We start from the raw sequence: 19,594 nt of genomic DNA, 5'->3' as shown, positions 1-19,594 counted from the left end.
CCAGACGGTTTCAGTAGAACTTCGGCTCGCCGCGCGGCCGCGTCTTGAAGCGGCGATGCACCCAGTAGTATTGCTCCGGCATGGTGCGGATCACGCCTTCGAGCCAGGTGTTCATGCGCGCCACGTCGCCTTCGACGTCGCCACCGGGGAAATTCTCCCACGGCGCGCCGATCTGCAGCACGCAGCCGCCGCGCGGCTGCAGGCGCGCGACGCAGGGCAGCACCGCCGCGTCGGCCAGGCGCGCGAGGCGCGGCAGGGCGGAGATGGTCGCCGCCGGAATGCCGAAGAAGGGCACGAAGATCGATTCCCTGCGGCCGTAGTCGAGATCGGGCAGGTAGTAGAAGGGGCGCCCCGACTTCATCGCCTTCACCGTGCTGCGCACGCCGTCGCTGCGCGACAGCAGCAACTGGTCGCCGAAGCGGCTGCGGCCATGGTACAGCCAGCGGTCGAACACCTTGTTGCGCTGCCGCGAATAGATGCTGACCGCGTCGATCTCCAGCGTGATCCGGGTGCCGGCCATGTCCAGGCCGAGGAAATGCGGCGCCAGCAGGATCACCGCGCGGCCCTCGTCCTGCGCGCGGCGCAGGTGCTCGAGCCCCTCGATGGGCACGATCTCCTTCAGGCGTGCGGCGCTCGCCCACCACAGCAGGCCGCGCTCGAACAGGCTGCGGCCGAGCAGCGCGAAGTGCCGCCGCGCCAGCCGCCGCCGCGCGGGTTCGTCCAGTTCCGGAAAGCACAGCCGCAGATTGGTCTGCACCACATGCCGGCGCCAGCGCGCGAACGGGTACAGCAGCAGGCCGAAGCCGCGGCCCAGGGCGGCGAGCAGCGGCAGCGGCAGGAAGTGGAGCAGCCAGATCAGGCCGATCGCCAGACGGCTCACTGCCCGTCTCCGCCCGCGCCGTCCGCCGCGCCGCCGCTGTCGCCGGTCCGGGGCGAACGCGGCTTCTTGTAGCGGTTGTAGCCCCACAGGTACTGCTCGGGGCGCAGCATGATCAGGCGCTCGACCTCGCGGTTGATGGTGGCGCAGCGCGCCTCGAGATCCCCCTCCAGCGGCAGCGTCGGCGGATACAGGCGCATGACGAAACCCTCGCCGCGCGGCAGGCGCTCGACCCAGCAGTAGATCGTGCGCACGCCCTTCACCTCGGCTAGGCGCGCGGCCAGCGTCATCGTCCACGCCGGGCGGCCGAAGAACGGCGCCCACACGCCTTCGCCCGCGCCCGGCACCTGGTCGGGCAGCATGCCCACCGCCCCGCGGTTGCGCAGCGTCTTCACCAGTTGACGCACGCCGGACAGGTCGGCCGGTGCGGCGCGCAACTGCGGCCGCGAGCGCCCCGCTTCCATCAGCGGCGCCAGCACCGACTTGCGCGGCGGCCGGTAGAGCACGGTGATCGGCTCGCGGGTGGCGATGTACTGCGCATTGATCTCGAAGCAGCCCAGGTGCGGCGTGACGAACAGCAGCCCGGCACCCTCGCGGTGCGCGGCCTCGACCAGTTCCCAGCCCTCCACCCGCAGCTTCTCCATGACCGCGTCCACCGGACGCAGCCACACCCATGCGATTTCGATGAACTGCCGGCCGGTCTCGGCGATCGCGGCACGCAGCAGGCGCGTGTCCTCGCGCCCCAGCGCATTGAACAGGTTCTGCCGCAGGCGGCGGCGGTAGGTCGGCGACGCCGCGTAGGTGATCCAGCCGGCCCAGCCACCGAGGCGGTGCAGCCAGGACAAGGGAAGACGGGCGAGGAGGCGGAACAGGGATTGGACGATCACGTCGCTCAGCAGGAAATCACGCTCGGCGGGCCGGAGCGTTTGACCTCCGGAAGCGGCTTCGTATAATTATGACTTAGCCGCCGAGTTAACTCGACAACTTGCAGGGCGGCCAGCGGAAGCGACCGGCATCGGCCGGATGACGCCTCTTCCGCCAAAACAAGTTCTGCTAAAGCGTCGGCTGCTCGAAAGCATCCCCGGAGCCGGCCGTCACGCAAGGCCAGTGCGAACCGGGGATTTCGCCTTTTTGGAGCAGCATCTTGAGCACCTTTCTCTTCACCTCCGAATCCGTTTCCGAAGGCCATCCGGACAAGGTCGCCGACCAGGTTTCCGACGGCGTGCTCGACGCCATCCTGACCGAGGACCCCAAGGCGCGCGTCGCCTGCGAAACGCTGGTGTCGACCGGCCTCGTCGTGATCTCGGGCGAGATCACCACCACCGCCCACCCGAACTACCGCGAGATCGCGCAGGAAGTCATCCGCCGCATCGGCTACGACAATTCCGACATCGGCTTCGACTACAAGAGCTGCGCGGTGCTGGCGGCGATCAACCGCCAGTCGCCCGACATCGCCCAGGGCGTCAACCAGGCCAACGACGACCCGCTCGATCAGGGCGCTGGCGACCAGGGCCTGATGTTCGGCTACGCCACCAACGAAACCGCCGCCCTGATGCCGCTGCCGATCTACTACGCGCACCGCATCATGCAGCGCCAGGCCGAAGTGCGGAAGGACGGCCGCCTGCCCTGGCTGCGCCCCGACGCCAAGAGCCAGCTCACGGTGAAGTACGTCGACGGCAAGCCCGCGGCGATCGACACCGTGGTGGTGTCCACCCAGCACGACCCCGACGTGTCGCAGTCCCAGATCCACGAGGCGGTGATCGAGACCATCATCAAGCCGGTGCTGCCGCCCGAACTGATGAAGGGCGAAGTGCGCTACCTGGTGAACCCGACCGGACGCTTCGTCGTCGGCGGCCCGCACGGCGACTGCGGCCTGACCGGGCGCAAGATCATCGTCGACACCTATGGCGGCGCGGCCCACCACGGCGGCGGCGCGTTCTCCGGCAAGGACCCGTCCAAGGTCGACCGCTCGGCCGCCTATGCCGGCCGCTACGTGGCGAAGAACATCGTCGCCGCCGGCCTGGCCGACAAGTGCGAGGTGCAGGTCGCCTATGCGATCGGCGTCGCGCGCCCGGTGAGCCTGATGGTCAACACTTTCGGTACCGGCAGGATCGCCGACGAGAGAATCGTCCAGCTCATCGGCCGCCACTTCGACCTGCGCCCGAAGGCCATCATCCAGACGCTCGACCTGCTGCGCCCGATCTACTCCAAGACCGCCGCCTACGGCCACTTCGGCCGCGACGAGCCGGAATTCACCTGGGAGCAGACCGACAAGGCCGCCGCGCTGCGCGCGGACGCCGGGCTGTAAGGCCGCCCGGCACGGCCTCGAACGCAGCGCCCACGCCAGCCGTCCGTGCCGGGCATTCCTGGAGGGGGCGAGGACTGTCCGAGCCCGCAGGGCGAGTTCCGCAGCCCCCGGAAGGAATGCCCGGCACGGACGGCGGTCCCCCGCACAGACAGCCAGCGCCCGAACGACGCCCATCCGCCGGACAGCCATCCACCCGTACGACACCCACGGCAGACCCGAAGCTATAATCACACCTCTTCCGAGGAGCGCTGCAAGGCGCCGGCCGCATCCCCTGCGTCGGCCCCCAGGCTCGGAACCCGCCACTCCCGGCGGGCATGTCCAACGGCGCTCACCTGATCGCAACCCTCAACCCTGCCGGGTTCGGGATGTCGGGTGAGCATGATGCCGTCCCCTCCCTCCCGGCCATAGCACGGAGCTTCACATGAACGCTGTGGCTGATCTCAACGACCACGTAGTCGCCGACCTGTCGCTTGCCGACTGGGGCCGCAAGGAAATCCGCATCGCCGAGACCGAGATGCCCGGCCTGATGGCGATCCGCGAGGAATACGCCGCCAGCCAGCCCCTCAAGGGCGCCCGCATCACCGGCTCGCTGCACATGACGATCCAGACCGCGGTGCTGATCGAAACCCTGATCGCACTCGGCGCCCAGGTACGCTGGGCCTCGTGCAACATCTTCTCGACCCAGGACCACGCCGCCGCCGCAATCGCCAAGGACGGCATCCCGGTGTTCGCCGTCAAGGGCGAATCGCTCGAGGACTACTGGGACTACACCCACCGCATCTTCGAATGGAAGGACGGCGGCTGCAGCAACATGATCCTCGACGACGGCGGCGACGCCACGCTGCTGCTGCACCTGGGCGCGCGCGCCGAACAGGATGCGTCGGTGCTGGCCAGGCCCGGCTCGGAAGAGGAGACGATCCTCTTCGCCGCCATCGAGGCCAGGCTGGCGCAGGACCCCGCCTGGTACTCCACCCGCCTCGCCCACATCAAGGGCGTCACCGAGGAAACCACCACCGGCGTGCACCGCCTGTACCAGATGCACGCGCGCGGCGAGCTCCGCTTCCCGGCGATCAACGTCAACGATTCGGTCACCAAGTCCAAGTTCGACAATCTCTACGGCTGCCGCGAATCGCTGGTCGACGGCATCAAGCGCGCCACCGACGTCATGGTGGCCGGCAAGATCGCGCTGGTGTGCGGCTACGGCGACGTGGGCAAGGGCTCGGCGCAGGCGCTGCGTGCGCTGTCGGCCCAGGTGTGGGTGACCGAGGTCGACCCCATCTGCGCGCTGCAGGCGGCGATGGAAGGCTACCGCGTCGTCACCATGGACTACGCCGCCGACAAGGCCGACATCTTCGTCACCGCCACCGGCAACTACCACGTGATCACCCACGACCACATGGCGAAGATGAAGGACCAGGCCATCGTCTGCAACATCGGCCACTTCGACAACGAGATCGACGTGGCGTCGGTCGAGCAGTATCGCTGGGAAGAGATCAAGCCGCAGGTCGACCACATCATCTTCCCCGACGGCAAGCGGATCATCCTGCTCGCCAAGGGCCGCCTGGTGAACCTCGGCTGCGCCACCGGCCACCCGAGCTACGTGATGTCCAGTTCCTTCGCCAACCAGACGATCGCGCAGATCGAACTGTTCCAACACACCGCCAGGTACCCGGTGGGCGTCTACACGCTGCCCAAGCACCTCGACGAAAAGGTCGCGCGCCTGCAGTTGAAGAAGCTCAACGCCCAGCTCACCGTCCTGACGTCCGCGCAGGCCGCCTACATCGGCGTGCCGGTCGAAGGCCCGTACAAGTCGGAACACTACCGTTACTGAGCGGCATCCGGAGGCCGTCCCGATGAGCATGAATTCCTTCCATGCCCGGCAGGGACGGCCGCGCCATGCCACCGACGCGAAGAAGCCGGCCGACCGCCACGGCCTGCTGCGCGTCGACCAGTTGCTGGTGGCACAGGGGCTGGCGCCGTCGCGCACCGCGGCGCGCAGCCTCATCGAGGCGGGCCGCGTCAGCCACGACGGCGAGGCTGTCACCAAGCCGTCGCTGGAACTGCCGCCCGATGCCAGGCTGGCGGTGGTGGCGGACGACGGCGACCGCTTCGTGTCGCGCGGCGCGCTCAAGCTCGAAGGCGCACTTGAGCGCAGCCTGCTCGACGTGCGCGGCATCACCTGCCTGGACATCGGCCAATCCACCGGCGGCTTCACAGACTGCCTGCTGCAGGCCGGCGCAGCGAAGGTGGTGGGGGTCGAGGTCGGACACGACCAGCTCCACCAGCGCCTGCGCAAGGACCACCGCTGCGTGACGCTGGAGGGCCTGAACGCCCGCCGGCTCGCGCCCGCCGACCTGCACGGGCACTTCCCGCCGCACGGCTTCGACCTCATCGTCTGCGACGCCAGCTTCATCTCGCTCGCCCTGCTGATGCCGCAATGGCCGGCGCTGCTGGCGCCGGGCGGGCACGTGCTGGCGCTGGTGAAGCCGCAGTTCGAGGTCGGCCCGCAGGGGCTCGGCAAGGGCGGCATCGTGCGCGACGCGGCACGCTACGCCGAGGTCGAGACCCGGCTGCGCGCCGCCGCGCACGACGCCGGCCTGCGCATCCTCGACTGGTTCGAATCGCCCATCGCCGGCGGCGACGGCAACCGCGAATTCTTTTTCCACGGCATCCGCGCAACGGATGCCGGCACCCCACCGCACACGCCATGAATACCGAAATCTCGATCGAGTTCTTCCCGCCGCAGACCGCCGAGGGCGCCGACAAGCTGCGCACCACCTGCGAGAAGCTGGCCGCGCTGAAGCCCGCCTTCTTCTCCGTGACCTACGGCGCCGGCGGTTCGACCCGCGAGCGCACCTTCGCCGCCGTGAAGGAGATCGCCGCGGCCGGCCATGAAGCCGCGCCCCACCTGTCGTGCATCGGCTCCACCCGCGACAGCATCCGCTCCATCCTGCAGGAGTATGCCGACGCCGGCATCCGCCGCATCGTCGCGCTGCGCGGCGACCTGCCCTCGGGAGTGGTCGATCCGGGCGAGTTCCGCTACGCCAGCGAACTGGTGGAATTCATCCGCGCCGAAACCGGCGACCGCTTCCACATCGAGATCGCCGCCTACCCCGAATGGCATCCGCAGGCGAGGAGCCCGCGGGACGATCTCCTGGCCTTCAAGCGCAAGGCCGAGGCCGGCGCCGACTCGGCGATCACCCAGTACTTCTACAACCTCGACGCCTACCTCCATTTCGTCGACGCGGTGCGCGGGATGGGCGTCACCATTCCCGTCGTGCCCGGCATCATGCCCGTCGGCAGCTTCAGCAAGCTGGCGCGCTTCTCGGACGCCTGCGGCGCCGAGATCCCGCGCTGGATGCGCAAGACCTTCGAGAGCTACGGCGACGACGCCGAATCGATCCGCGCCTTCGGCCTGGACGTCGTCACCCGCCTGTGCGAGAAGCTGATCGCCGCGGGCGCGCCCGGCCTGCACTTCTACAGCATGAACATGGCCGGCCCGACCACCGAGATCTGCCGCCGGCTCGGCCTGGACGGCCCGCCCCGCCCCTGAACGGCGAGGCTCGCACCGGAACCGCAACGCAATTCCGGACCGCCATTCCGGAGCGCCTCGCCCGGCGGATGCCGCCGCCGGGCCCGCGGGATGCGGCCCGTGGATCGCGGCGCACTCCCCGGCGCATGTTCTATCCACAGCGCCGGAGGATTTGAGTATGCTGACGCACCGATCCGCGCGCCGTCCGCAACGCCCGGGGATCTGCGCCCTTCGCGTGACGGCCCTGCCCCGAGATGAAAAAACTGGAAAACATCGCCATCACCGGTGAACTTCCGAGCCCTAAAGGGGTTGCGCTGGCCATCCTCGAAATGTGCCGGCGGGACGACACCACGGCCGCCGAGATCGCGCACATCGCGCACACCGACCCCGCCCTCGCCGGCCGCCTGATCCGGCATGCGAACTCGGCCGCCGCGGGCAACGGCCGCCCGGTGGTCGCGGTGGTCGACGCCATCCTGCGCCTCGGGCTGGGCACGGTACGCAACCTGGCGCTGGGCTTCTCGCTGGTAGACCAGTACCAGAACGGCCCCTGCGACGGCTTCGACTACCGGACCTTCTGGTCGCATTCGCTGCTGATGGCGCTCGCGCTCCAGAAGTTCTGCGCCCTCACGCACATCGGCCAGCCCGACGAACTGTTCGCCTGCGGCCTGCTGTCGCGCATCGGCTGCCTGGCGCTCGCCACCGCCTACCCGGCCGAATACACCAACGTGCTGGGCCTGAACGGACCGGAGCGCACGCTCACCGACCTCGAGCAGGAACACCTGCAGACCGACCACAACGAACTGAGCGCCGCCCTGCTCACCGACTGGGGCATTCCGGGCGCGCTGGTCGAGCCCATCTATCACCACGAGAATCCCGACGCCTCAGGCTTCTCGGAAGGCTCGCGGCCGTACCGGCTCGTGCACCTGCTCTACCTCGCCAAGCGCGTGGCCGATCTGGGCGTCGCCGCCGAGAACGAACGCAGCGGCCGGACGGCGGAGCTGCTGCTGCTGGGCGGCAGGATCGGCCTGAACTGCGAGGAGCTCGGCGCCACCATCGACGAACTGGTGCGCCAATGGCACGAATGGGGCGAACTGCTGAAGATCCCCGCCTCGGCCCTGCCCCCCTTCGCCCAGGTGTCCGCGCCTCCGCGTCCGGCGGAAAGCGGCAGTCCCGCGGCCCTGCGGGTACTGCTGGCCGAAGACGACCCCGCCACCCGCAGCATGCTCGAGACTGTGCTCGGCGGCGCACTGGGGCATTCGGTGATGTGCGCCGGCGACGGACGCGAGGCGCTAGCGCTGGCGATAGAGGCCATGCCGCAGATCGTCATCGCCGACTGGAAGATGCCCGGCATGGGCGGCCTCGAGCTGTCGCGGGCCCTGCGCGCCACCGAATGGGGGCAGACGATCTACCTGATCATGCTGATCGGCGGCGAATCCGAAGACGAGGTCGGCGAGGCTTTCGAGGCGGGCGTCGACGACTTCCTCGCCAAGCCGGTCGACGTCCGCACGCTGCACACCCGCCTGCGCGCCGCCCGGCACTACGTGCAACTGCTCGCGGCGTGGGAGCGCGACCGCGCGCAGCTCAAGCACTTTGCCGCCGAACTGGCGATCAGCAACCGCCGCCTGGAGCACGCGGCGATGACCGACCTGCTTACCGGCCTACCCAACCGCCGCGCCGGCATGACCGCGCTCGCCAAGGCGTGGAGCGCCGCCAACCGCTCCGGCCAGCCGCTGTCGGCGCTGTTGCTCGACGTCGACCACTTCAAGCGCATCAACGACAGCCACGGCCATGCCATCGGCGACAACGTGCTGCGCGAGGTCGCGCAGGCGCTGCAGCACTCCGCGCGCCGGGACGACAGCGTGTGCCGCCTCGGCGGCGAGGAATTCCTCATGATCTGCCAGAACGCCGACCTGAAGTCCGCGCTGATGGCCGCCGAACGCCTGCGCCGCATGATCGAGGGCCTGCGCATCAAGGCCGGCGGCGCACTCATCCAGACCTCGATCAGCATCGGCGTGGCCAGCCGCGAGACGGCGATGGCCGACGCCGACGACCTGGTGAATGCGGCCGACCGCGCCCTGTACCAGGCCAAGCAGGCGGGGCGCAACCGCAGTTGCATCTACGTCCAGGGGCAGTTGCGCTGCAACCCGCACTGACGCGGAGCGGCACCCGCGCGCAAGCCTCGCAGGCGCCCCGCGAGCGCTTCGCGCTCAGCCCGCCTTGCGCGCCATGAACATCACGCCGCCGATCACCATCGCCGTACCCGCGATCTGCGCAAGGCCGATGGCTTCGTCGAGCAGCAGCCAGCCCAGCGCGATGGTGATCGCCGGCCCGAGGCTGCTCGTCAGCGACACCGGCCCGGCACCGAGACGCCGGATCGCCTCCGAGGTCAGCCACACCGGCGCCACCGTGCTGACGAGCGCCATCGCCAGGGCGAGCGCATACACCTGCCACGGCTGCACCAGCGCAGACACCGGCCGCATCACGAAGAACTGCACCAGGCAGCCGAGGCAGGCGAAGCTGGTGGCATAGGCAGTGAAGCGCGCCGAACCCGTCCGCCCCACGACTTCGCCGTTGCCCATCAGGTAGAGCGCGAAGGTGACCGCGCTGGCGAACACCAGCAGGCTGCCCAGCACCACGTCGTCGGCATCGCCGGCGATCGTCAGGTCGTGGCCGACGGCGACGCCGATGCCCAAGTAGCACAGGCCGAGCGCACCCAGCATGCGGCGGGTGACGGGCTTGCCGAGGAAGAGCGCCGACAGCACGATCACCAGCGTCGGATACAGGTACAGGATCAGCCGCTCGAGCGCGGCGGTGATGTACTTCAGGCCAAGGAAGTCGAGGTAGCTGGCGAGGTAGTAGCCGATCAGCCCCAGGCCCAGCATCCACGCCCAGTCTCGCGCCGGCAGCCGCGCGGCGGCGCGGCGGCTGGCGACGACGCCCATCGCCACGAAGAACGGCAGCGAGAAGCCCATGCGCAGTGCGAGCAGGGTCTCGGCATCCACGCCGTGGCGGTAGGCGAGCTTGACCAGGATGGCCTTGAACGAAAAGCCCGTCGCGCCCAGCACCGCAAAGGCGAGGCCGCTGCGGTTCATCGGCCGGCCCCCGTCCTGCGGCCGCGCACGGCCGCCTCCCCGCCGTACCGGCCGTGCGGGGCGGCAGCCACGCTCAGCGGCGCCCTCCGAGCAGGGAGCCGAGGATGCCGCGCACGATCTGCCGGCCGATGGAACTGCCTATCGTGCGCGTCACCGTCTTGGCCGCGATCTGCACCAGGCCGTCGCGCTGGCCGCCGCGCGGGCCGGTGGAACCGAACAGGATGTCGCCGACCATGCTGCCGGTTTCGCCGCCGGCCTGTTTCGCCGCCTCGCGGCCGGCCTTGATCGCCGCGGTGGTGGCCGCCTTGGCCTGCAGCATCTCGTAGGCCGACTCGCGGTCGATCGCCTGCTCGTAGTGGCCGAAGACCACCGAGCCCTTGATCGCCGCGTCGCGCTCGGCGGCATCCAGCGGGCCCAGCCGCGAATTCGGCGCGATGACGAAGCAGCGCTCGGTGATCTCCGGCCGGCCCTTGTCGTCGAGGAAGGACACCAGGGCCTCGCCGACGCCGAGTTCGGTGATGGCCGTCGCCGCATCGAAGGCCGGGTTCGCGCGCATCGTCTCGGCAGCGGTCTTCACCGCCTTCTGGTCGCGCGGCGTGAAGGCGCGCAGCGCGTGCTGCACGCGGTTGCCGAGCTGCCCCAGCACGGTCTCGGGCACGTCGAGCGGGTTCTGGGTGACGAAATACACCCCCACGCCCTTCGAGCGGATCAGCCTCACGACCTGTTCGATCTTCTCCAGCAATGCCTTGGGCGCATCGTTGAACAGCAGGTGGGCCTCGTCGAAGAAGAACACCATCTTCGGCTTGTCCGGGTCGCCGACCTCGGGCAGTTGCTCGAAGAGTTCGGACAGCATCCACAGCAGGAAGGTGGAATACAGCTTGGGCGAGTTGTACAGCCTGTCGGCGGCCAGCACGTTGATCACGCCGCGGCCGTCGGCATCGGTCTGCATCAGGTCGTTGATGTCCAGCATCGGCTCGCCGAAGAACACGTCGCCGCCCTGCTGCTCCAGCGCCAGCAGGTTGCGCTGGATGGCGCCGATCGAGGCGGCGGCGATGTTGCCGTACTGGGTGGTGAAGTCCTTCGCGTTCTCGCCGACGTACTGCACCATCGCGCGCAGGTCCTTGAGATCCAGCAGCAGCATGCCGTTGTCGTCGGCGATCTTGAACACCAGTTGCAGCACGCCGCCCTGGGTGTCGTTGAGGTTGAGCAGGCGGCCGAGCAGCAGCGGCCCCATGTCGGAAACCGTCGCGCGCACCGGGTGGCCATGCTCCCCGTACACATCCCAGAACACGACGGTGTTGGCGCGCGGCGCATAGTCGGCGATGCCCAGCGCGGCCAGGCGCTGCATCAGCTTGTCGGACTTCGTGCCGGCGGCGCCGATGCCGGACAGGTCGCCCTTCACGTCGGCCAGGAACACAGGCACGCCGATGCCCGCGAACGACTCGGCCATCTTCTGCAGCGTCACCGTCTTGCCGGTGCCGGTGGCGCCGGTGACGAGGCCGTGGCGATTGGACAGGCGCGGCAGCAGGTTGATGTCTTTGTATACGCCGTCGTGGGACGTGCGGGCGATCAGCAGCGGCTCGACCATGGAAAGGCTCCGGAAGGATGGCGAAACAGGCGGGGATGCCGGTCATGCGGACGGCGGAAAGTGTAGCAGCGCCGGCAGCTTGCGTGACACCGCCGCCTCGGCGGGAGCGGCCGCCGGCTGTATAATGCCGGACTCTTCAATCGCTCAGGCAGTATCGGGGTTCTCATGGCTGGTCATTCGAAATGGGCCAATATCCAGCACCGCAAGGGTCGTCAGGACGAAAAGCGCGGTGCGGCCTTCTCCAAACTCGCGAAGGAAATCACCGTCGCCGCCAAGATGGGCGGAGGTGATCCGGGCTTCAACCCGCGCCTGCGCCTGGCGGTGGACAAGGCCAAGGGAGTGAACATGCCCAAGGACAGGATCGAGAACGCGATCAAGAAAGGCACCGGCGAACTCGAAGGCGTGAGCTACGAGGAAGTGCGCTACGAGGGCTACGGCATCGGCGGCTCGGCCGTCATGGTCGATTGCCTCACCGACAACAAGACCCGCACCGTCGCCGACGTACGCCACGCCTTCTCCAAGTACGGCGGCAACATGGGCACCGACGGCTGCGTCTCGTTCCAGTTCAAGCACTGCGGCCAGTTGCTGTTCGCCCCGGGCACCAGCGAGGATGCACTGATGGAAGCCGCGCTCGAAGCCGGCGCCGAGGACGTCGTGGCCAACGACGACGGCTCGATCGAAGTCATCACCGGGCCGTGGGAATTCACCACGGTGAAGGAAACGCTGGAAAAGGTCGGCTTCACCGCCGAGTTCGGCGAAGTGACGATGAAGCCGCAGAACGAGACCGACCTCGCCAGCGACGACGCCGCGCGCATGCAGAAGCTGCTCGACGCGCTCGAGGCACTCGACGACGTGCAGGAGGTCTATACCTCGGCCGCATTCGCCGAGTAAGCTGCGCCGACGCAGCCGAACCCATGGGGCGGCGCACTGCGCCGCCCTTTTTCTTTGCGGGCACTGCCCGGGGAGCACGACCATGCTGATGTCCACCACCCCCACGCTCGACGGCCAGCCGATCCGCCAGTACCTCGGCGTCGTCACCGGCGAGGCCATCATCGGCGCCAACATCTTCAAGGACATGTTCGCCTCGATCCGCAACGTGGTCGGCGGCCGCGCAGGCTCCTACGAGCGCACCCTGGCCGACTCGCGGGAGATCGCCATGGACGAGATGGCCGAAGCCGCCCGCAAGCTCGGCGCCAACGCGGTGGTCGGCATCGACATCGACTACGAAGTCCTCGGCCAGGACAACGGCATGCTGATGGTGTGCGTCAGCGGCACCGCGGTGAAGGTCTGACCCGCCGGTCCAGTGAGCGCCGCATCAGCCACCGTCGCCACCCGCATCCTGGGGCTCGATCCGGGGCTGCGCATCACCGGCTTCGGACTCATCGACACCCTCGGCAGCCAGTTGCGCTACGTCGCCAGCGGCTGCATCAGGACGCGGGACGGCGAACTGCCCGGCCGCCTGAAGACGCTGCTCGACGGCGTGCGCGAAGTGATCGAGACCTACCGCCCGGACGTGGTCGCGGTGGAAAAGGTGTTCGTGAACGTCAACCCGCAATCCACCCTGCTGCTCGGACAGGCACGCGGCGCGGTGATCTGCGGCGCGGTGTCGTGCGATCTCGCGGTGCATGAATACACCGCCCTGCAGGTCAAGCAGTCGGTGGTCGGCTACGGCAAGGCAGCCAAGGAACAGGTGCAGCACATGGTGCAACGCCTGCTGGCGCTCGACGCCAGCCCCAGCCCGGACGCCGCCGACGCGCTCGCCTGCGCCATCTGCCACGCCCACGGCAGCCGCGGCCTCGGCGCCCTGCCCGGCCTCGGCACCCGCCGCCGCGCCGGACGGATGCTTGCCTGACGCCACACGGCCGCTGCCGACGATTTCCTGTTTCGTCCATATTGCAAACGACCCGCCGCGCGTGTAGTATGCGGCCCTCTTGACCGGATGCAACATCCGGTCAGCCGCAAGGCAGCGGGGGTATAGCTCAGTTGGTAGAGCAGCTGACTCTTAATCAGTAGGTCCAAGGTTCGAATCCTTGTGCCCCCACCAAGGAATTCAGCAGTCGAAAAGGCTAGTTCTCGCGGACTGGCCTTTTTGCTTTCTGGCACCATGTAAGCACTCTGTAAGCGTTTCCCAAAGGTCGGACCCTAGCCAAGGCGACGCCCAGTTCGGCGGCGCACCGGCACCGGCACCGCCACCAGGACGCCGGCCAGCCGCGGAGCTGGCAAACGGCACGGCATAACCCCCCGTACAGACGTATGCACGAAGCCAGGGGATGGAATCAACGCTAGGAACTAGCGCGGCGGCCGGGATGTTCCCGCTTGTTCCCACTTATAAAAATCCAAGAGGGAACAGACAAACAGCCGGGAACCCGCATGGTTATTGAGATTCCTTATGTTGTTCTCACTGTTCCCGCTACTTTGCAGGCGGTCGGCTCCATACCCCCTATCCATTTTGCGGAATTACACACCACTATAGGATGGCCCGATCTTCAGGCATGGAGCCCTAGAGTTTTTGACTCCCCCCATGTCAGCACACCTCGATGCGGTACAGGCAGGATGCCCCGGCATCGCCAAGCAAGCGGCGCAGCGGCGGATGTGAAGTTCCTTTTCACGTTGTGGTCAGGGGCGCGGTGTTGGCCCACCACGCATGCCCCGCTTCTTGCCGGCATCCGGCCGGCGCCGGTGTTGCTCGGTCAGGCCGTCAATGCTTCGATGACGGCCGCCGGGTTGCGCTCGATCACGTTCAGCAGCACCAGCGCCGGGCCACGGGGCGTGCGGTCGCCCCGCTCCCAGTGGCGCAGGGTGGCTGTAGAAAAGCCGAAGCGGGCGGCAAATTGCTCTTGCGTCATGCCCACACGGGTGCGCAACGCCTTCACATCCACAGGGCGCGGCCGGTGAATGCGGGTTTCAGGCGCGCGGTCTTCGGCGTGTTCGATGGCTTCCAGTAGCCCGCGCTTGATGCTGTCGAATGCAGTGCTCATGTTCGTTTCCCTTTCCATGCCTTGACGAGCAAGGCCGTCAGCGTTGCCAGCTCGTTGCGCTCCGCCTGGCTCAAGTTGGCACGCTCGCCCTTGGCGAACAGCGTCAGCAGGTATAGCGGCATGGCGTCATCGTGGAAGTAGTAGATGACACGAACGCCCCCGCTCTTGCCCTGCGAACCGCGCCGCCAGCGCAGCTTGCGCACGCCTCCCGTGCCAACCATCAGATCCCCGTCTTTCGGGTGTTCCGCCAAGTAGCGGATGATGTCCTGCCGTTCTTCCTCGCTCAGCAACTTGTCGGCGGTACGGATGTACTCGGGCAGTTCGGCAACGGTTTGCATGGTTCAGAGTGTAATCCACTGGAACAGTTCGGGCCATCGTCAGGCGGTGCGCAACTGCACCACGTTCGCCGGGGTGCTCTCGCCCGTCCGGATCGCTTCAAGCCGCGCTTCCCAGGCCACCAGCGCAGCGCGCTTCTCATCGATGTAGGCGTGCCGGTCGTAGTGAGCGGACTGCACCCCGCTGATGCCGTGGGAAAGAAGCTGTGCGCGGATATCCTTGCTGATGCCCATCGCCGCCAACATGGTTTCCACGGTGCGGCGGATGTCGCGCAGATCGAACGCTTCGTCGCCCATGCTGGCGCTGATTTCGGCGACGCGATCCCCGGGCGTGGTGGCGGTCATCGCGACCTTGCCGTGCGTCGAGAACAGCCACAGACCGGCCATGTTGGCGGCGCGGTCCTCTGCCTTCGCCCGTTCGGCTTCCCGGCGCCTGGCGCGCTCCACGAGGCCGGCCGCCAGCGCGGCGGCATTCGGCGCCAGGGGCAACAGATGTTCCCGCGCCGCCGTGCGCTTGCCCTTGCCGTCCCACAGCCGCAAGGTCTGTGTGTCGGGGTCGTAGTCGCTCACCTTGGCGCGCAGCAATTGCACCATACGTTGCCCGCCGGCCAGCAGCGCCAGCTGCAGGGCCAGGTCGGGCAGATCGTCGCCAAGCGCCTGCAGGTAGGCACGCAGCTCGTCCGACGACAGAACGCGGTCGCCGCGCCGCACCGCACCGGAATGGCGGGGATGGCGTCCACCGGGTTGTGCTCGATACCGAAGGGGATCAGGTCGGACGGTAGCGCGGAATCGAACGGGGCGCGCTTGGCAGCATTGAAGGCAGCGGAAAGGTAGCTGCGCAGGATGCCGGCGGCGCGCACTTTGCCGGCCTCTCGCACCTTGCGCACCATCGCCGCGGCCTGGTGCGCGGTCACGTCCCGCGCCGCCATCTCTGCAATCGTGGGGTGCGCGGCGAGCACATGGCACTTGAAGGAAGAACGGGTAGCGGCAGCGCTCTTGCCCTTGCCCGAGCGCTCCAGATGGGCAGTGTAGGCGGCGCATAACGCGCGCAGGGTGGCTTCTTCCGCGGCCTTCGCGGCTTCGATGGCGGCGCGCTTGTCCGCTTTCTCTTGGCACGGGTCGGTGCCTTGGTCGATCAGGGTTTGCAGGCGCCGGGCTTCAGCGCGGACTGCATCAATGCTCCAGGCTCGGGCGTCGCCGATGGTTGCTCGAAGGTCTTTGCCATTCAACTTGCCTTGGAAGATGAAGGCGCGCACCTCGCCGACCGGTGTCGCTCGCACTGCGAGGCCGGGCGCTTCGGAGTCCCACAGGAAGATCAGTATGTCCAAGGTTCGAATCCTTGTGCCCCCACCAAGGAATTCAGCAGTCGAAAAGGCCAGCCCCAGCGGACTGGCCTTTTTGCTTTTCTGCTCCGTGTAGCACTTCCGGGCAACGCAGTCTTTGCCCACGCTCGTTGAAATCTCCATGCGTTGCACTAAACTACGTACAATGTTTTGGAGAATGCAATGGACGCCCTGACCTTCAGCTACACGCGAGCCCACCTCGCCGAGGTGATGCGCACCGTCAACGAGGACCGCGCGCCCGTACTCGTCACCACTCAACGCGGCAAGCCGGTGGTCATCATGTCGCTCGACGACTACAACGCCCTCGAAGAAACCGCATACCTGCTGCGCAACCCCAAGGGCGCCCGCCGCTTGCTCGATTCGGTCGAACAGCTTCGTGCCGGCAGCGGCTCCGTGCATGAACCGATCGACGACGATGCCGCTGAAGTTCGCTGACCATGCGTGGGACGACTACGTCTATTGGAGCCAGCATGACCGCAAAGTCCTCAAGCGCATCAACCAACTGATCGAGGACATCCGGCGGCACCCCTTCGAGGGGATCGGCAAACCGGAACCCCTGAAGCATCAGCTCTCGGGGTTCTGGTCCCGCCGGACCGATGATCGTCATCGACTCGTGTATGCGATCAATGGCGACGACGTCTTGATCGCGCAGTGCCGGGACCACTATTGAGCGTCCCTGTTCTCGTCGCCCTCCAACGACGATGGCCTCCCGCCTGCCGTCGATGACGCTCACCACGGAGAGCGCTTCTCGGGAACACGGCACGCGCGCAGTCTGAGAAATGGACTTCATGCCCGAAGTCACTCAGGTGGCCGTTTCCGGGCAAAGCAGGTATGCGGCCGGCGCGATCGCGAAAGCACGCCGCGCGCCCTACACTGGCTCCATCGAACGAACCGGGAGCGAGCGGCGATGAGAAACGGACTTCCTGCCAACGAGCGCAACGGCGGCCGGGTGCTGGTCGAGGCGCTGCGCGTCAACGGGGTCGATACGGTGTACTGCGTGCCGGGCGAAAGTTATCTGCCGGTACTCGACGCGCTGCATGACACGAGCGGGATCCAGACCATCGTCACCCGCCACGAGGGCGCGGCGGCGAACATGGCCGATGCCTACGGCAAGCTCACCGGCCGGCCCGGCATCTGCTTCGTGACGCGCGGCCCCGGCGCCACGCATGCGGCCAACGGCGTGCACACCGCCCGCGAGGATTCCACGCCGATGATCCTGTTCATCGGCCAGGTCGATACCGGTTTTCTTGGCCGCGAAGCCTTCCAGGAGATCGATTACGGGCAGATGTTCGGCAGCGTGGCGAAATGGGTCGCGCAGATCGACCGCATCGAGCGCATCCCCGAGATCGTGGCGCGGGCCTTCAGCGTGGCGCTGTCCGGCCGCCCGGGGCCGGTGGTGGTCGCGCTGCCGGAAGACGTCCTGTTCGGCAGCGGTGCCGTCGCCGATGTGCCGCCGGTGCGCATCGCCAGGGCCGCCCCGGCGGCGGCCGACATGGCCGAACTGCGCGCCCTGCTGGCGCAGGCCCGGCGGCCGCTGGTGGTCGCCGGCGGCAGCGGCTGGGATGCCGCGGCCTGCGCGGCGCTCGTCCGCTTCGTCACCGCCAGCGATCTGCCGCTCGCGGCATCGTTCCGCCGCCAGGACCTGTTCGACAACCGCGACCGCCACTATGTCGGCCAGCTCGGGCTGGGCGTATCGCCGCGCCTTGCGGACCGCGTCAGGGAGGCGGACCTGCTGCTGGTGATCGGCGCCCGGCTCGGCGAAGCCTCGTCGTCGGGCTACACGCTGGTGGAGAGCCCGGAGCCGCGGCAGACCCTGATCCACATCCACGCCGACCCGCAGGAACTCGGCCGCGTCTATCGTCCGACCCTGCCGATCAACGCCGGCATGGCGCAGGCGGCGGCCGCGCTCGCGACCCTGGCGCCGATCGAGGAACCGGCATGGCGCGACTGGACCCGCGAGGTCCGCGCCGACTACGAGCGGCATTCCACCCCGCCGCCGGCCCATCCCGAACTGGCCGGAGTGGATCTCGCCGAAGTCGTCGGCTGGCTCGGCAAGACGTTGCCCGACGATGCGGTCGTCGCCAACGGCGCAGGCAACTACACGGTGTGGGTGCACCGCTTCTTCCGCTACCGCCGGCCGGCCACCGAACTGGCGCCGACCAACGGCGCGATGGGCTACGGCCTGCCGGCGGCGATCGCGGCAAAGCTGCGCCATCCGGCGCGCACGGTGGTGTGCTTTGCCGGCGACGGCTGCTTCATGATGTATCCGCAGGAACTGGCCACCGCCGTGCAGTACGGGGCGGCCGTCGTGATCGTCCTCGTCAACAACGGCATGCTGGGCACCATCCGCATGCACCAGGAACGCGAGTACCCCGGACGGATCAGCGCCACGCGGCTGGTCAATCCGGATTTCGTCGCGCTGGCGCGCGCCTTCGGCGCCCATGCCGAACGTGTCGAGCGCAGCGCCGACTTCCCCGCGGCGTTCGCACGCGCCTCGGAAGCCGGCGTGCCGGCGCTGATCGAGCTATGCGCCGATCCGCGCCAGATCACGCCGCAGGCGCGGCTGGACTGACCGGAAACGCCCGGCTCACGGCCGGCCCGACAGCCTCGCGGCCAGGAAGTCGATCAGCACGCGAACCCGGCCCGGCAGGTAGTGGTTGCTCGGCAACAGCGCGTAGATGCCGAGCGGCGGCGGCTCGAAGTCCTCGAGCAGCGTCTCCACCGCACCGCTGGCGAGGTAGTCGGCGGCGATGAAATCCGGCTGCATGGTGATGCCCAGTCCCTGCGCCGCCGCCAGGGCGAGCGCGTCGCCGTTGTTGGCCTGCAGGCGGAACGGCAGGTAGACGCTCTGCGGCTGGCCGTCGACGGTGAACAGCCACGGCCGGTTGTTCGCCTTGGCGGAGTATCCCAGGCAACGATGGGCTGCCAGTTCGGAGGGGTGCCGCGGACGGCCGTGCCGCGACAGGTAGTCGGGCGAGGCGACGGCGAGCAGGCGGCAGTCTCCGATCTTGCGCGCCACGTCGCCGGGGTCGAGCCGGGCGGTGACCCGGATCGACAGGTCCACGCCCTCGTCGATCAGGTTGATGTGCCGGTCGGTGAAGTCCAGGGCCAGGTTGATCTCGGGGCAGGTCTTCTGGAATTCGGGCAGCAGCGGCATGATCCGCTTGAGGCCGAAGCTGAGCGGCAGGCCCATGCGCAGGTTGCCGCGCGGCGTGAGCCGCTCCTCCATCACATCGGCCTCGGCCGCCTCGACGAGGTCGAGGATCGTCCGGCACTTTTCCAGATAGCCCGCGCCCGCGGTGGTCAGCGTCAGCCGCCGCGTCGTGCGCACGATCAGCTTGACGCCCAGGTGCTCCTCCAGCGCCGCGATGTGGCGCGTGACCACCGAGCGGGCGACGCCGAGCTGGCTTGCAACGGCGGCGAAGCTTCCCAGGTCGGCCACGCGGACGAACAGGCCCATGGCGTCGAGTCGGTTCATTGTTGCCATCCACGCAATCGAGATTTGCCCATTGTCGGCCATTTCGGCACGCGCTGCGGACCC

General features: G+C 68.2%; 20 protein-coding genes, 1 tRNA gene and 1 riboswitch. Of the genes, 12 read left to right on the top strand and 9 right to left on the bottom strand.

Annotated elements, in window-relative coordinates:
- Positions 1-10: 10 nt before the first annotated feature.
- Both CCZ27_RS21785 and CCZ27_RS21780 read right to left on the bottom strand, forming a co-directional pair.
- The gene (locus tag CCZ27_RS21785) at positions 11-880 is read right to left on the bottom strand and encodes a lysophospholipid acyltransferase family protein (RefSeq protein WP_096451748.1); all 870 of its coding nucleotides are present in this window, start codon (positions 878-880) and stop codon (positions 11-13) included.
- Positions 877-1,764: a lysophospholipid acyltransferase family protein gene (locus CCZ27_RS21780; RefSeq protein ID WP_096451746.1), complete on the bottom strand. Its 888-nt coding sequence runs from the start codon at positions 1,762-1,764 to the stop codon at positions 877-879. Before CCZ27_RS21780 ends, CCZ27_RS21785 begins: the two co-directional genes overlap by 4 nt.
- 257 nt (positions 1,765-2,021) lie before the next feature.
- On the opposite strand from CCZ27_RS21780, the gene metK reads away from it, so the two are divergent.
- From metK to CCZ27_RS21755, 5 genes are all read left to right on the top strand, one after another.
- Complete coding sequence (gene metK / locus CCZ27_RS21775) at positions 2,022-3,185, top strand: methionine adenosyltransferase (protein ID WP_096451744.1); 1,164 nt, start codon at positions 2,022-2,024, stop codon at positions 3,183-3,185.
- Positions 3,186-3,419: 234 nt separating this feature from the next.
- A riboswitch (S-adenosyl-L-homocysteine riboswitch) is annotated at positions 3,420-3,522 on the top strand.
- Between the two features lie 84 nt (positions 3,523-3,606).
- Positions 3,607-5,016, top strand: coding sequence for an adenosylhomocysteinase (gene ahcY, locus CCZ27_RS21770; RefSeq protein ID WP_096451742.1), 1,410 nt, complete (start codon positions 3,607-3,609; stop codon positions 5,014-5,016).
- Between the two features lie 22 nt (positions 5,017-5,038).
- On the top strand, positions 5,039-5,896 hold the full coding sequence (locus CCZ27_RS21765) for a TlyA family RNA methyltransferase (protein WP_096451740.1): 858 nt from the start codon (positions 5,039-5,041) through the stop codon (positions 5,894-5,896).
- Positions 5,893-6,738, top strand: a complete 846-nt coding sequence (gene metF / locus CCZ27_RS21760; protein ID WP_096451738.1) for a methylenetetrahydrofolate reductase [NAD(P)H] — start codon at positions 5,893-5,895, stop codon at positions 6,736-6,738. Before CCZ27_RS21765 ends, metF begins: the two co-directional genes overlap by 4 nt.
- A 233-nt stretch (positions 6,739-6,971) precedes the next feature.
- On the top strand, positions 6,972-8,870 hold the full coding sequence (locus CCZ27_RS21755; protein ID WP_096451736.1) for a GGDEF domain-containing response regulator: 1,899 nt from the start codon (positions 6,972-6,974) through the stop codon (positions 8,868-8,870).
- 54 nt (positions 8,871-8,924) lie between these two features.
- Here CCZ27_RS21755 and CCZ27_RS21750 read toward each other — a convergent pair whose 3' ends face one another.
- A complete protein-coding gene (locus CCZ27_RS21750) occupies positions 8,925-9,809 on the bottom strand; it encodes a DMT family transporter (protein WP_096451734.1) in 885 nt (294 codons plus the stop codon).
- 73 nt (positions 9,810-9,882) lie between these two features.
- The gene (locus CCZ27_RS21745) at positions 9,883-11,397 is read right to left on the bottom strand and encodes a helicase HerA-like C-terminal domain-containing protein (protein ID WP_096451732.1); all 1,515 of its coding nucleotides are present in this window, start codon (positions 11,395-11,397) and stop codon (positions 9,883-9,885) included.
- 165 nt (positions 11,398-11,562) lie between these two features.
- Between CCZ27_RS21745 and CCZ27_RS21740 the strand changes: the two genes are divergently transcribed.
- The 4 genes from CCZ27_RS21740 (at position 11,563) to CCZ27_RS21725 (ending at position 13,441) form a co-directional block, all read left to right on the top strand.
- The gene (locus CCZ27_RS21740) at positions 11,563-12,288 is read left to right on the top strand and encodes a YebC/PmpR family DNA-binding transcriptional regulator (protein WP_096451730.1); all 726 of its coding nucleotides are present in this window, start codon (positions 11,563-11,565) and stop codon (positions 12,286-12,288) included.
- An 82-nt stretch (positions 12,289-12,370) separates the two neighbouring features.
- Entirely contained in the window at positions 12,371-12,688 is a 318-nt protein-coding gene (locus tag CCZ27_RS21735) for a heavy metal-binding domain-containing protein (protein ID WP_096451728.1), read from the top strand.
- A gap of 12 nt (positions 12,689-12,700) precedes the next feature.
- Positions 12,701-13,249, top strand: coding sequence for a crossover junction endodeoxyribonuclease RuvC (gene ruvC, locus CCZ27_RS21730; protein ID WP_096451726.1), 549 nt, complete (start codon positions 12,701-12,703; stop codon positions 13,247-13,249).
- A gap of 116 nt (positions 13,250-13,365) precedes the next feature.
- Positions 13,366-13,441 (top strand) — tRNA-Lys (locus tag CCZ27_RS21725).
- 646 nt (positions 13,442-14,087) lie between these two features.
- On the opposite strand, the gene CCZ27_RS21720 is transcribed toward CCZ27_RS21725, so the two are convergent.
- The 4 genes from CCZ27_RS21720 to CCZ27_RS24440 are packed head-to-tail and all read right to left on the bottom strand — an operon-like array spanning position 14,088 to position 16,038.
- Positions 14,088-14,375, bottom strand: a complete 288-nt coding sequence (locus CCZ27_RS21720; RefSeq protein WP_096451724.1) for a helix-turn-helix domain-containing protein — start codon at positions 14,373-14,375, stop codon at positions 14,088-14,090.
- Positions 14,372-14,713, bottom strand: coding sequence for a type II toxin-antitoxin system RelE/ParE family toxin (locus CCZ27_RS21715; protein ID WP_096451722.1), 342 nt, complete (start codon positions 14,711-14,713; stop codon positions 14,372-14,374). Before CCZ27_RS21715 ends, CCZ27_RS21720 begins: the two co-directional genes overlap by 4 nt.
- 39 nt (positions 14,714-14,752) lie before the next feature.
- Positions 14,753-15,343: a site-specific integrase gene (locus CCZ27_RS24445; protein WP_232516690.1), complete on the bottom strand. Its 591-nt coding sequence runs from the start codon at positions 15,341-15,343 to the stop codon at positions 14,753-14,755.
- The gene (locus CCZ27_RS24440; protein WP_232516492.1) at positions 15,277-16,038 is read right to left on the bottom strand and encodes an Arm DNA-binding domain-containing protein; all 762 of its coding nucleotides are present in this window, start codon (positions 16,036-16,038) and stop codon (positions 15,277-15,279) included. Before CCZ27_RS24440 ends, CCZ27_RS24445 begins: the two co-directional genes overlap by 67 nt.
- A gap of 177 nt (positions 16,039-16,215) precedes the next feature.
- Between CCZ27_RS24440 and CCZ27_RS21705 the strand changes: the two genes are divergently transcribed.
- The 3 genes from CCZ27_RS21705 (at position 16,216) to CCZ27_RS21695 (ending at position 18,625) form a co-directional block, all read left to right on the top strand.
- Positions 16,216-16,488: a type II toxin-antitoxin system prevent-host-death family antitoxin gene (locus CCZ27_RS21705; RefSeq protein ID WP_096451720.1), complete on the top strand. Its 273-nt coding sequence runs from the start codon at positions 16,216-16,218 to the stop codon at positions 16,486-16,488.
- Entirely contained in the window at positions 16,469-16,723 is a 255-nt protein-coding gene (locus CCZ27_RS21700) for a Txe/YoeB family addiction module toxin (protein ID WP_096451718.1), read from the top strand. Before CCZ27_RS21705 ends, CCZ27_RS21700 begins: the two co-directional genes overlap by 20 nt.
- Before the next feature lie 237 nt (positions 16,724-16,960).
- Positions 16,961-18,625: a thiamine pyrophosphate-binding protein gene (locus tag CCZ27_RS21695; RefSeq protein ID WP_096451716.1), complete on the top strand. Its 1,665-nt coding sequence runs from the start codon at positions 16,961-16,963 to the stop codon at positions 18,623-18,625.
- Positions 18,626-18,640: 15 nt separating this feature from the next.
- Here CCZ27_RS21695 and CCZ27_RS21690 read toward each other — a convergent pair whose 3' ends face one another.
- Entirely contained in the window at positions 18,641-19,531 is an 891-nt protein-coding gene (locus CCZ27_RS21690; protein WP_096451714.1) for a LysR family transcriptional regulator, read from the bottom strand.
- Positions 19,532-19,594 lie beyond the last annotated feature (63 nt).

The organism is Thauera sp. K11 (assembly GCF_002354895.1).
Classification (GTDB): Bacteria; Pseudomonadota; Gammaproteobacteria; order Burkholderiales; family Rhodocyclaceae; genus Thauera; species Thauera sinica.
This window is presented reverse-complemented; position numbering and strand designations above follow the sequence as displayed.

Coding starts and splice junctions, on each gene's coding strand:
- ahcY (WP_096451742.1), top strand. CDS start 3,607: ATGAACGCTGTGGCTGATCTCAACGACCACGTAGTCGCCGACCTGTCG.
- CCZ27_RS21765 (WP_096451740.1), top strand. CDS start 5,039: ATGAGCATGAATTCCTTCCATGCCCGGCAGGGACGGCCGCGCCATGCC.
- metF (WP_096451738.1), top strand. CDS start 5,893: ATGAATACCGAAATCTCGATCGAGTTCTTCCCGCCGCAGACCGCCGAG.
- CCZ27_RS21755 (WP_096451736.1), top strand. CDS start 6,972: ATGAAAAAACTGGAAAACATCGCCATCACCGGTGAACTTCCGAGCCCT.
- CCZ27_RS21750 (WP_096451734.1), bottom strand. CDS start 9,809: ATGAACCGCAGCGGCCTCGCCTTTGCGGTGCTGGGCGCGACGGGCTTT.
- CCZ27_RS21745 (WP_096451732.1), bottom strand. CDS start 11,397: ATGGTCGAGCCGCTGCTGATCGCCCGCACGTCCCACGACGGCGTATAC.
- CCZ27_RS21740 (WP_096451730.1), top strand. CDS start 11,563: ATGGCTGGTCATTCGAAATGGGCCAATATCCAGCACCGCAAGGGTCGT.
- CCZ27_RS21735 (WP_096451728.1), top strand. CDS start 12,371: ATGCTGATGTCCACCACCCCCACGCTCGACGGCCAGCCGATCCGCCAG.
- CCZ27_RS21720 (WP_096451724.1), bottom strand. CDS start 14,375: ATGAGCACTGCATTCGACAGCATCAAGCGCGGGCTACTGGAAGCCATC.
- CCZ27_RS21715 (WP_096451722.1), bottom strand. CDS start 14,713: ATGCAAACCGTTGCCGAACTGCCCGAGTACATCCGTACCGCCGACAAG.
- CCZ27_RS21705 (WP_096451720.1), top strand. CDS start 16,216: ATGGACGCCCTGACCTTCAGCTACACGCGAGCCCACCTCGCCGAGGTG.
- CCZ27_RS21700 (WP_096451718.1), top strand. CDS start 16,469: ATGCCGCTGAAGTTCGCTGACCATGCGTGGGACGACTACGTCTATTGG.
- CCZ27_RS21695 (WP_096451716.1), top strand. CDS start 16,961: ATGAGAAACGGACTTCCTGCCAACGAGCGCAACGGCGGCCGGGTGCTG.
- CCZ27_RS21690 (WP_096451714.1), bottom strand. CDS start 19,531: ATGAACCGACTCGACGCCATGGGCCTGTTCGTCCGCGTGGCCGACCTG.